Below are 11,548 nucleotides of genomic sequence, written 5' to 3' on the forward strand. Positions count from 1 at the left end.
GTTGAAGCCTGCACATTTGGTAAATCGAAACTTTGTTCAGTTTTCAAAGATCTACTTTTTTACATCGTTGCCGTTGGACAACTTTTAAATTATATCAGATGTTATCAGCAATGTCAACATATTAATTCATCTTTTTGAATTAATATTCATCGTCAACCTGCGACAGCAACTTATATATCATATCAGCTGTCATTCTCAATGTCAAGGTTTAAATTCAACATTTTGAATATTTATTCATTGTCGTTAGACATGTGACAACTCAATATACTATACACACATCGAAATCAAAAGTCAAACATTATTTGAACTTTTTAATTCGTCATGCCACAACTTATCTTGGCTGCAAGAAATACTATACCAGCATCCACGGCCTCTGTCAAACATTTTAATGCGTGTTTTCCCAAAAGGCAAAGCAGTTTGTTGCCATTGAATATTCAATCGATTGTATGTGTTTTTATGCATAATTTGTCAATATCCGGGGTAAAAATAAACCCAGTTGCAAAAATAGCGAACATTCAAAATTATGTTCGTTATTTTCAACTGGGTGCAAGGCAATTTTTATCTTAAAAAAGTAATTTTTGTTATAATGAAGACAATCATGAAAGGGAGGGTTTTATATGGCAGCAGATTCAACCTTAACACAATACTTACAGCAAAAAGATCTGACACTGGCGCAATATCCTGAACCCATTCAAGCAGAATTGACTGAACATACTGAAACAATCAATGAACCGGGGGGCTTTAGCCAATTGCCGGCAGCCTTCATTAATGAAACAGCCCTGCTAAAAGACACCACTACTGCAGCAGTGTGGGATGAACTATTGGCCTTTGAAGCCAACCACTATCTCAGCGGGCGCATCAATTATCATAACCGGATCAACGATGGCCACTTGCAAACCCAAATCGCTACCGATGCGCAGGCTTTAAAACAAGCCTTAGAGGCTCAAGGTCAAGGCCAACTGCTGGCTGATCTTTACCCTTGGTTATATGGTGAAGCAACGATTGGCCACTATCATAACCTGCGCGAAAAAATGAAGGCCCTCTACACCGCCGCAAAACTGCCGCAGCCTCAACTGTACGACGACATCTATGAAATCAACAAAAATGAATACATCAACCTTTGGGTCTTATTGATGATCCATTGGCTACAAACCACCGCATAAAAAAGGGCCTGACAAACATTTCGAACTGTTTGTCAGGCCTATTTTTTATGACTCTGGTGCATGGGATGGGTCTACGTGGGCCATATTGGGAACTTGTTCTTTATTGAGTTGAATTTGCCGCAACAAACCATACAAGCGCCCAAATAGATCACTGCTGGCACCAGTCCGCCAAGTCATCACGGCAGCTTGGGGCGCCATATCTTCTGGTAAACTGCGAATGCTGGAGCAAATCATTAGGTCGGCCGTCGACAAATCATCAGAAGCATCCAAAATGTTCACGAACGCCATGGACTTCAGCATTTGTTCCAACCGGGAATTATCAAAGAAACTAGGCAACACGGCAATAAAGACATTCACCGTACTTTCTGGCCGATACAAAACCAAGTAAGGTTTCAAGACGGCATAAAAAATCGGCAGCATGTCATCGATCAACGGTTTGTATTGGCTAAACTTAGGATACATCACCACATGGCTCAGTGTATTACGCAAACTGCGGTAAAGTGCTGAGTTGGTTGGCGGTTGGGTATTAAGCGCCGCCTGGTCGTCGGTGTTAAACAAGAACATCTTGGGATTATCAAAGGAAACTGTCCCGATAAAAATCGCGATCAAATTAGCCTTGATCACCTGCATATCGATGGCCGTCTTTGACAAAGCGTCGTGTTCTTCCAGGGGCAAATTGTCCAAAAACGTGTTGATAAAGTCCGCAATTTCTTGGTTATAATAATCAATTTTTTGTAAAAACTTAGTCACAGTTTGCTTATTAGTCTCAGAATAAAGTGGAATCAGACTATAAACTAAGAATAGGCCACTGGTCTCTTCCATCATTTGGTCATCGTCCAAGTGCAATTCTGGGGCGGGATAAGTCTCAAGGTATTCTTTTAATAAATTCGGAAAGGCATAATGCAAGATGCTGTGGAACTTCTTAGGATCGACTAAACGTCCCTTACGGATTCTGAAGTAACTCACCATAAAGTATAGCGCCATCAGCGACAAGACGCCCTCAGATTGGGCCGCAAAGTCAAAGTCCTTAGCTGCACCCTTCACTAGTTTAATGGCATCTTGACGTTTGGTGTCTTTAAAAGGCCAAGTATAAGTGGAGCCGGCCCGCCAATACAAACTGGTCAACGCGATCCGGACACTTAATTCGTTTTTAGAAACCAAGCCCATGGGTTCATAAGTCATGCGAATGCCCCGCTCTTTTAAAAAGTGCCGCATGGTCTTTAAATGCCGCAAGACAGTGGCCTTACTACTACCAAGGTTGGTGTAAAAGTCGTGGAAGGAAGTGGTTTTGCCCTGAACAATGGTATCGATAAACTGATAAGGATAAGAGCGTTTGGTCAAATAAGCATAATATTCATTGGCTTCAACATTAAAGAGTGTTTCTAAATCAGCGTCTTTTTTACCCAACAGGCTATTTAAATCGCTAATCAAGCCCATGTAAGTGTTGTAAATACTACCATAACTGCGACCTAATAATTCAGCCACTTGTTTGATATTGATATCGGTAATGTGTTGTTTGCGATCAGCCATGCAATCCAACAGCTTCTCCGGTGTGGTTTCTTTTTGCTTCATTTCAATGATATTCACAAATAAATTGTACTTTTCCATATCAGAAAAAGACAGGAATAAATCATCAACCTTTTCCATACTGAGTCCCCCCTTAGATTCTTTTTTAGTCTGTCAGCTCTGGATTAATAGGCACTCCCATCACCACATAATCCCAATAAGCTGCTTGATCCGAACAGGTTATAGCTTTCAGAAAATAAAAACCGCAATATATCTAAATAATTATTGTTATATAATTCTATAATCTCATGTTTAAACTGCTTTTTCAAAGAAAATTTTATTTTTTTCAGCCGAGATTCCCATAGCCAATGTCTCACCAGTCTTATTTCACGTTAATATTATAAAAAAGGCGAATCTCAAAATGTAAACCTGAGATTCGTCTTAATTATAACGTTAAATTCAAATTTAGTTAACCATTATGACATTAATTGTGGGGATTCTTGGCGGGCTTGGACGTGATCGTAAAGTTGCGCCAACCCATTAAAATCTTCTAAGTACGCCAACATCACGGCCCGCATCATTTCCATACGGGTCATGACGTTGTGTTTCATATCTTGTCTTTGAAGAAAATGACTTAATCCCATCAAGAATTCATCTAGGCTCAAATTCAATTGGACTAAGAAAAAATGTAGCTCTTGAATTTCATAACGGCTCAAATGTTTGATTGCTGGCAGATAACCCTTGGTATTTTTAGCCAGCACATTGGGCACAATGTGGTGTTCCAATTCATTAAAGAGTACTTGCTGTAAACAAGCTAAGCCCTCGGGGTAACAGGCAACCTGCCGATATAAGCGCACCTTGCGTTTTTGTAAAATCAAGGCCACGGTCACATTGCCTTGGGCTTGGGCAGTTTGAATGCCCCGATCTAACAATTCGGCCACATATTGCCAAGCCAGCAGCGCTGGTTGGCGTTTGTAAAGGGGCAGCAAATGCTTTAAATCCACCACATCGGGGTAATAAAACTGATGCATGAACCATAAGTGCTGGGCACTGGCCACATAATCATTGCCCTTTGGCGTGAGCAAGTAAACTTCACGCTCAAACCAAGCTTGCAATTTTGGACTTAAATCGTGTTGCTTTTGATGCTGTTGATACATTTTAAAAATTGATAGCCGCAACTGGGCCGCATCCCGATTGTCCACTTCAATGCCAAAACTACGGGCCAATTCCTTGAGATGGCTGGTGGGTAAGTTTAACAATTTGTCCATGGGGTCCATACTGACCCGCAAAAACTTGTGGTGAACAGCCCGCTGCAAATACTTTTGAAACCGAATATGGTAACGCTCAGTCCAATAGCGCTTGTTAACAGCATTAGCCTTGGTTTGGCCGTTGAGCAAAATCAAGAATAAGCGATATTTATTTCTAAGCATTCCAAATCCACTCCCTACTTCTGTTGTTGCTTCATCCGTGCTTGTTTAGCAACATAATCGGGATCATCTTTGTGAGGGCTTAAATCTACCTCGCCTAAAGGAATAACCTTGGTCTTATATTTGACTTTATAGTAAATGAATAAGACTAAGAAAAGCGGGATAGACATGTAACTAATACCCAAGTGCTCCCAATTTAAATGTAACACGGCCGGTATATCCTGCCCTAAGATGACCACAATACTTAAGAACATGGCTAAAATAGGCCCAAATGGGAACCACTTGGCTTTATAGGCTAGCTCGTCTAACTCATGGCCTTGAAAACGAAAGGCTTTGCGGAAGCGATAATGGGAAATGGCGATCCCCAACCAAGCAATAAAACCAGTCAAGCCACTGGCCGCTACCAACAATGTGTACACATGAGGCCCCATGATGCTGGTCAATAAAGTAAAGGCCCCCACAAAAGTAGTCAGCAATAAAGCCATCAATGGCACACCCCGGCGACTGGTCTTGGCAAAAATTCGACCAGCCTGGCCTTCTTTACCCATGGCCCAAAGCATCCGGGTTGAAGCATACATCCCCGAATTAGCCGCAGAAATAACTGAAGTTAAGATAACCGCGTTCATCACACTGGCCGCCCCCGCCAAACCGATCCGTTGAAAGACTAAGGTGAACGGACTGGTGGCAATATCTGAGGCACTAGAGCCTAATAATTTAGGGCTGGTATAAGGAATCAAAGCGGCGATGACGAAAATAGCCAAAATATAGAATAATAAAATCCGCCAAAAGACTTGCTTAATGGCCTTGGGAATACTCTTTTCCGGGGTTGCCGATTCTCCGGCGGTAATCCCGATCAGTTCGGTCCCTTGAAACGAGAACCCAGCCACGACGAAGACACTTAAAATCGCGGGCATGCCCCCAATGAAGGGCCCGCCTTTATATGTAAAGTTCTTCAAACCAACTGGGCCACGCCCCCCAAGAATACCTACAATTGTCAAAAGGCCCACGGCTAAGAAGATAATGACGGTGGTCACTTTGATGAAGGCTAACCAATATTCGGTTTCACCAAAGGATTTGACGGAAATAATATTGATGGCAAATATCAAGAGCAAAAAGAACACGCTGATAGCCCAACTTGGCCACGACGGAAACCAAAAGCGTACGATAATCGCCGTGGTGCTGATATCAACGGCCAAGGTGATGGCCCAGTTAAACCAATAGTTCCACCCCAAGGCAAAACCCACTGCCGGATCCACAAAGCGTGTGGCATACGTGGCAAAAGATCCGGAAACCGGCATATAAGTCGCCATCTCACCCAAACTGGTCATTAAGAAATAAACCATGATCCCAATCCCCACGTAGGCTAATAACGCCCCGCCAGGACCTGCTTGGGAAATGGCCGAGCCACTGGCTACAAATAAACCAGTCCCGATACTGCCACCCATGGCAATCATTGAGAGGTGGCGTGTTTTGAGCTCGCGCCGCACCTCAGTGTCACTGTTTTTTGAATTCACAATCTTGCCTCCTAAAAATGTAGTTAACCCGCTCAGTTTAAGATTAACAATCTAGAATAGGTTATCCTAAAAAACAGGTGGCGTCAATTTTTTAATTGTTAAAAATATACCAAAAAACCACCAGAACGTCGTAACATTCCAGTGGTATAAAGTCTTACTCGTTACCTTCAGCACTGCGAATCACAGCGCTCATATCATCATAATCAAAGCGATGTTTGCGATAAGTCGAGTCATGGACCGGCAAGTGCAGGTCTAAATTTTCAAACCGTTGTAATTCAACGGTCCCCTGGGTTAAAGCATAGTCTAAAATATGCCCGCCAAATTGATGGTCATCACTGACAAAATGCACATGAAAACCCGCACTGGCCACCCCTTGAAACAGTTCAGGGCTGTAGTAACCCACCAAGGTCCCAGTGACATTTTCAGCAGAGAATAGCTCTTGGTTTTGGGCCACAATGGCCAGGGGTTTAAATGGAGGTTGGCGATTGCCGGCCACCACCCGGGTCCGAACGGACGAAAAGACCCCATGGATTTTCATGGCAAAAAAGATGTTTTCATAATCATGATTTTGCATGATCTCTTTTTCCAAGGCCGCTTTGGTGATCTGAGTATGCTCTAGTTTATCCGTGGCCCGCTGGAAGTGGGCGTTGGCAAAGGGCACGGTTTCTTTAGGATCTACCGTGACCACATTGCCGTCACTTTGGGCTAAATAACCCACACCATCTACTAGGGTCAATTCACCATCTAACCCCTGCAAGGTGCCAATGCCATAATCGCCATGTTCTAGTAACTCGCCAATTGTCAAAGTCCCGGTCAATAACCCCGGCACCAACAAGGCTAAGGTCCCATGTTGATATAATGTATCTTCTTTATCCAAGCCAATCGCGCCTTTCCCGTTATTGATTGCCAATTTCTATAACTGATCTGCCAATAATGATTGGCCCAGCTCTTTGTTATCTGAGTAGTCCACAGGCACATCCACCACAACGACACCCGGGGTCTTAAACGCTTGATCCATGACTTTATCCAAGTCAGCGGCTTTATTGACCCGCAACCCAGTGGCGCCAAAACTTTCAGCGTATTTCACAAAATCGATTGGGCCAAAGTCTACGCCTGCGCTGGTACCATATTTCATTTCTTCTTGGAACTTCACCATATCATAATGGCCGCCATCGTTCCAAATAACTTGGACAATATTTAAGCCTAAGCGTACCGCTGTTTCTAGCTCTTGGCTGGAGAACAAAAAGCCCCCATCCCCGGCGACGGAAACGACTTTTTCATCCGGGTTCAACAAAGCGGCGGCAATTGCCCAAGGCAATGCTACCCCTAGGGTTTGCATCCCGTTACTAAACAGCAAATGCCGCGGTTGATAACTTCTAAAATGCCGGGCCATCCAAATATAATGACTGCCCACATCCACCGTAACGGTCATGTCATCGCTGACATGGTTTTGTAAACTCTGCACAATATTTAAGGGATGACTGGCCACAGTATCTTCTTGAATTGGGGGGACATCCCGCTCTTCTAACTGTTCATGGAGTGTATCTAGATATTTTTGGGAGCTATCAGCTAATTTATAGCCCCGCAAATAAGGCCACAGAAAGTCTAAGGTTTGGGCGATATCGCCCACGAGTTCTTTTTCTGGTTCAAAATTATGATCAATTTGCGCTGGGGCGTCATCGATAACAATAATGCGGGCGTTGCCTTCAGCATTCCAGTTTCTCGGTTCATATTCAATTGGGTCGTACCCCACAGTGATGATCAAATCGCTGCGTTTTAACAACTGATCCCCTGGTTGGTTACGGAATAGGCCCACCCGACCGTAGAAGTTGGTTTCAGCTAGTTCTCGAGAAATTATCCCGGCGCCTTGGAACGTTTCAACGACAGGAATATTAGATACCCGCAAAATATTGCGGATGGCTTCGGTGACTTCTGGGGAAGATGCCCGCATCCCCACGAGGATCACTGGCAAGGTGGCTGCTTTGATTTCTTGGGCCAAAATCGTCGTTTCTGCTGGGCTGGCTGGGCCTAACTTGGGCCGATTCAAAGGGGCAATCGGTTTAGTGGTCACTGGCGCATCTACCACATCTTGGGGCACGCTGACAAAGCTAGCCCCTTGTTTGGAACTGATGGCTTCTTGGTAGGCGTTGGCAATGACTTCGGACAGATTTTCAGGCTGTTGCACTTCAGCACTATATTTAGTGATAGGTTCAAACAAAGCCGCACTGCGAATACTTTGGTGGGTCAAGCGTAACAGATCAGCCCGCTGGACTTGCCCAGAAATGGCTAACACTGGGTCCCCTTCAGCCGTAGCTGTGACTAAGCCCGTGGCTAAATTAGAAGCCCCGGGACCAGAGGTAGTCAAAACAACCCCTGGTTTGCCTGTGATCCGGCCAATCCCAGCGGCGATGAAAGCAGCATTTTGTTCATGTCGGGTGACAATCAATTGTGGTGTTTTAGGATCATCACCATGGGTCAAGTCTTCAAATAAGCGGTCGACTTTGGCACCAGGGATCCCAAATACATATTTCACATCATGGTTGATCAGGCTATCGACGATGGCATCGGAACCACGGTAATCTTTTTTGTTAGTCATTGCTAGACCTCTTTCTTCATTTGTAATCTGTTTCAAATAATACTACTTCTCTGTTATATTGCAAGTGGCAATTTAAAAAACATTTTGATTACACACTATGGTACATAAGGGCTAAACTGTTTTACTTTTTGTTATCATTCAGACGGCTTGTGAAACAAAAAAAGGCGCCTAGGCGTCTTTTCTGTTTTAGTACACATGCGTTCTGGCCAATCTTAATGCGACTAGCTGCCTTGGAGTTGCAGCCGATAAATGGCCACACCTCGCGTTTTGTCCGCAGCAATCGTGGCAAAATCGAATTTGCCAAATAAATGATTGACCCGATCCCAATCATCCCCATCAAAGGAAGACAGCATACCGTCAATGGTTTCAATTTCGTGTTTCTTAGCGATTTTGATCAAAGCCTGCAAGGCCATTTGGGCTAACCCATGGTTTTGATAATCATAAAAAGCCAATTTAGAAGCGGCCCCTAGGGTCTCTAACACGGAGATATGAATCTTTTTATCCCAAGGATCAAACTCAAATAGAAGTTCACTTTGATAATCTACCTTGTTATTTTGATAATGATCGATATTTTCCAATGGCGTATAGACGAAAATTGCAGCGGTTTGTTGTTTTTTGAGCCCAGGTTTGAAATTTGTATACACAATATACTGCGACACTTTATCTTTATCGTTTAATTGCGGCTGATCCATCGTCGTTAAAACGATTAAGTTTGGGTCGGCTTCAATCGTTTTCAGTCGAGTTTCAAATGCCTTTACCAGCATAGATTCTTGTTGCAACACTAACGCGTCCCTTCTTCTTTTCAGTATCCTTGTTTATTATAGCATAGGAACTTTCAGAAACTTAGCACCAATTAGCTTTTTATTTTGCAGACAAAATAATCTTCTTTTTGCTGGTACCCGGCAAAGGGCAAATTCAAATCTACGGTTTGCTGGTAAGTAAAGTCGAGCTTTTCCAAGAGCCCGCGAGACGCCAGATTATCGCTAAAAGCCGCCGCCCAAACTGCTTGAAAATTTTGTTGTGCTAAGGCCCGCAACAAATGCGAAAGGGCCTCAAACATATAGCCTTGACGACGATAATGCTGATTTAAAATATAACCAATTTCTAGCTGGTCCGGCGCTGGCAGTGGCAGACGCCCCTCAAAGTGGGGCCGCTGTTCGATCAGGCCAATGACTTTGTCCGCACTTTTTAAAACCACCGCCAGGGTTTGGTCTTGCATGGCTTGGCGCAGCATTAAATTGGCATGCCGCTTGCTTTCCGGTACAGGTTGGCCGGCGGTGGTCAAATTATGGGGGTCCTTTAATATTTCAAAATAATCATCAATATCCGTCGCCTTAAAGCCCCGGAGCAATAAGCGCTGACTGACGATGGTATCTGATATCATAATCTCAATTCCTTTTTTAAATTAGTATTTAAACGGTATACTATATATGTATAGACTATTGAAAGGTTGTGGTAATTGTATGTTTAGCGTTCATGAATCCTTGCCTCTAAAAGCAGAAACTGGTCAACCAGCGGCTTTTTTACAGGGTTATCTCCACGAAGCTAATCCTGAAATCAAACAGACCCAATATCCGGCCATCATCATTATTCCTGGTGGCGCTTATACGCATATTCCCGACCATCAGGCTGAAACACTGGCGCTGGCTTTTTTTGCCAAGGGTTACCAGGCTTTTTATTTAAGGTACCACTTCATCAGCGAAAAAGCACCCTTAATGCCAGCGCCTTTAGTGGATTTGGCCCACGCTATGACTTATTTAACTGAAAACCACCAAAAATTGGCGTTAAATCCCGATCAAATCGTGGTGGCCGGCTTTTCCGTAGGGGGCCATATCGCCGCCCTTTACGGGGATTATTGGGCTAGTGATTTCTTAGCCCAGGCCAGCGACAGTCAACCGACCACCCGCCAACCCGCCGCGCTGATTTTAGGTTATCCCGTGATCAGACTAGATGCGGGCTTTCCTAAAACTAAAGCCGATGCCTTGGCCATCACCAATGACTTAGCTTTTTATGCGGCCGACACCCACGTCACCGCTCAAAATCCCCCCACATTTATGTGGGTCACCGATGATGATGAAATGGTCCCTTCTCATAATAGTTTATATTATGCCACGGCTTTAAATAAAGCCAATATTCCCTTAGAACTACACATCTTTGACCACGGTCCCCACGGCTTAGCCATGGCCAATAGCTTGACGGCCTGGCGTTCAGGTACAGATTTACCCCATGTGGCCAAGTGGTTTGACCTGGCGACAGAATGGCTATTTAACACCTTAACCACCAGCACCGATGAAACTTAACAACTATCCCTTAGAGCTAATCATTATACAGATTAGCTCTTTTTGTTTACAATATATGTATCGCTGAACTTACTATTATAAAGGGGGATAAATCCGTCATGAATATTACATTTATTGGTATTGGCAACATGGGCTCCCAAATGGTGCCCCATTTAGCTAAAGCCGGCCACACTGTCACGATTTGGGACACCGACAAAAACCGCTTAGCAGGCTTTTCTGACCCCCAAATTAAACCGGCTACTTCCTTAGAGGCTGCGGTCAAGGCATCTAAGGTGGTCATCACTTCGGTTATGTCTGATGATGTTTTAGATTTGCACCTAGGGACGTCAAACCATGCTGGTATTGTGAATTTCTTACAACCGGACAGCACCTTGATCGTTACTTCCACCTTGGACCCGGCTAAGATTTACGCCATTCACGACGCACTACCGGACAAGACGCAGCTTTTAGATGTGCCGTTGATTGGTGGGGTCAAATATGCCCGGGAAGGGGCTTTGGTCTTGATTGCCGCGGGGGATAAAGCCGTGGTGGATCAAGTGCTACCGATTTTGCAGGTCTTTGGCACTGTGAAATATGTGGGACCCCTGGGCAATGGCGCCAAGCTGAAATTGATCACTAACGTGGGTATCATGGCTGCTGAAGCCGGCATTCGGGAAACCTTAGACTTAGCTGACGCCTATGCCATTGATTACGATACGGTGTTAGAGCTGTTGCAAATGGGCCCGTTAAAACCAGTGGTGGTCCGGGCGCTGGATACCACCAACCCCAGACCGTTGAAGGACTCCGTGGCCGATGAAGAAGAATTACTCCACGCCACCAAGGATTTGATCAAGTTACGCCTAGCCGAAGGTTCCAGAGACCGGCTGCAAGAAGCCGTGGAAGCGGCGGAGGCTGTTGCTGGCGAAGCCAAGTTTATTGATATTACCAACAAGAACACCGCCTTTCCGAAGTATCATAAATAACCAAAAATGAAGCCCCTGACCGAATGATACTATCCCTTTAGAGAGCACCAGAGAAAAACAAAAATTTCTCTGGTGTGATC

10 protein-coding genes are annotated in these 11,548 nt (G+C 44.3%); 3 read left to right on the plus strand and 7 right to left on the minus strand.

What is annotated here, in order from left to right; genetic code table 11:
• Positions 1 to 617: 617 nt before the first annotated feature.
• A complete protein-coding gene (locus FC83_RS02810) occupies positions 618 to 1,163 on the plus strand; it encodes a hypothetical protein (protein ID WP_057002367.1) in 546 nt (181 codons plus the stop codon).
• 45 nt (positions 1,164 to 1,208) lie between these two features.
• On the opposite strand, the gene FC83_RS02815 is transcribed toward FC83_RS02810, so the two are convergent.
• The 7 genes from FC83_RS02815 to FC83_RS02845 all read right to left on the minus strand — a co-directional run bounded on the left by FC83_RS02815 (position 1,209) and on the right by FC83_RS02845 (position 9,590).
• A complete protein-coding gene (locus tag FC83_RS02815) occupies positions 1,209 to 2,810 on the minus strand; it encodes a helix-turn-helix domain-containing protein (RefSeq protein WP_035456231.1) in 1,602 nt (533 codons plus the stop codon).
• Positions 2,811 to 3,145: 335 nt separating this feature from the next.
• The gene (locus tag FC83_RS02820; protein WP_035456229.1) at positions 3,146 to 4,099 is read right to left on the minus strand and encodes a hypothetical protein; all 954 of its coding nucleotides are present in this window, start codon (positions 4,097 to 4,099) and stop codon (positions 3,146 to 3,148) included.
• A gap of 14 nt (positions 4,100 to 4,113) precedes the next feature.
• Positions 4,114 to 5,610, minus strand: a complete 1,497-nt coding sequence (locus FC83_RS02825) for an amino acid permease (protein WP_081763230.1) — start codon at positions 5,608 to 5,610, stop codon at positions 4,114 to 4,116.
• 154 nt (positions 5,611 to 5,764) lie between these two features.
• Positions 5,765 to 6,487, minus strand: a complete 723-nt coding sequence (gene budA / locus FC83_RS02830; protein WP_057002370.1) for an acetolactate decarboxylase — start codon at positions 6,485 to 6,487, stop codon at positions 5,765 to 5,767.
• A gap of 36 nt (positions 6,488 to 6,523) precedes the next feature.
• Entirely contained in the window at positions 6,524 to 8,206 is a 1,683-nt protein-coding gene (alsS, locus tag FC83_RS02835; RefSeq protein WP_057002368.1) for an acetolactate synthase AlsS, read from the minus strand.
• Positions 8,207 to 8,427: 221 nt separating this feature from the next.
• Complete coding sequence (locus FC83_RS02840; RefSeq protein WP_035456239.1) at positions 8,428 to 8,970, minus strand: hypothetical protein; 543 nt, start codon at positions 8,968 to 8,970, stop codon at positions 8,428 to 8,430.
• An 89-nt stretch (positions 8,971 to 9,059) separates the two neighbouring features.
• Positions 9,060 to 9,590 carry a GNAT family N-acetyltransferase gene (locus FC83_RS02845; RefSeq protein WP_035456226.1) on the minus strand — a complete coding sequence of 177 codons (531 nt, stop codon included), beginning with the start codon at positions 9,588 to 9,590 and terminating at the stop codon, positions 9,060 to 9,062.
• Positions 9,591 to 9,669: 79 nt separating this feature from the next.
• Between FC83_RS02845 and FC83_RS02850 the strand changes: the two genes are divergently transcribed.
• Together FC83_RS02850 and FC83_RS02855 are read left to right on the plus strand one after the other, a co-directional pair.
• On the plus strand, positions 9,670 to 10,506 hold the full coding sequence (locus tag FC83_RS02850) for a lp_1002 family arylesterase (protein ID WP_052005125.1): 837 nt from the start codon (positions 9,670 to 9,672) through the stop codon (positions 10,504 to 10,506).
• A gap of 98 nt (positions 10,507 to 10,604) precedes the next feature.
• On the plus strand, positions 10,605 to 11,468 hold the full coding sequence (locus FC83_RS02855) for an NAD(P)-dependent oxidoreductase (RefSeq protein ID WP_057002369.1): 864 nt from the start codon (positions 10,605 to 10,607) through the stop codon (positions 11,466 to 11,468).
• Positions 11,469 to 11,548: the final 80 nt, after the last annotated feature.

The sequence above is a fragment of the Agrilactobacillus composti DSM 18527 = JCM 14202 genome (genome assembly GCF_001436375.1).
GTDB lineage: Bacteria > Bacillota > Bacilli > Lactobacillales > Lactobacillaceae > Agrilactobacillus > Agrilactobacillus composti.

Excerpts from the sequence above, each read along its gene's own strand:
- FC83_RS02810 (WP_057002367.1), top strand. The coding sequence starts at position 618 with ATGGCAGCAGATTCAACCTTAACACAATACTTACAGCAAAAAGATCTG.
- FC83_RS02815 (WP_035456231.1), bottom strand. The coding sequence starts at position 2,810 with ATGGAAAAGGTTGATGATTTATTCCTGTCTTTTTCTGATATGGAAAAG.
- FC83_RS02820 (WP_035456229.1), bottom strand. The coding sequence starts at position 4,099 with ATGCTTAGAAATAAATATCGCTTATTCTTGATTTTGCTCAACGGCCAA.
- alsS (WP_057002368.1), bottom strand. The coding sequence starts at position 8,206 with ATGACTAACAAAAAAGATTACCGTGGTTCCGATGCCATCGTCGATAGC.
- FC83_RS02840 (WP_035456239.1), bottom strand. The coding sequence starts at position 8,970 with ATGCTGGTAAAGGCATTTGAAACTCGACTGAAAACGATTGAAGCCGAC.
- FC83_RS02845 (WP_035456226.1), bottom strand. The coding sequence starts at position 9,590 with ATGATATCAGATACCATCGTCAGTCAGCGCTTATTGCTCCGGGGCTTT.
- FC83_RS02850 (WP_052005125.1), top strand. The coding sequence starts at position 9,670 with ATGTTTAGCGTTCATGAATCCTTGCCTCTAAAAGCAGAAACTGGTCAA.
- FC83_RS02855 (WP_057002369.1), top strand. The coding sequence starts at position 10,605 with ATGAATATTACATTTATTGGTATTGGCAACATGGGCTCCCAAATGGTG.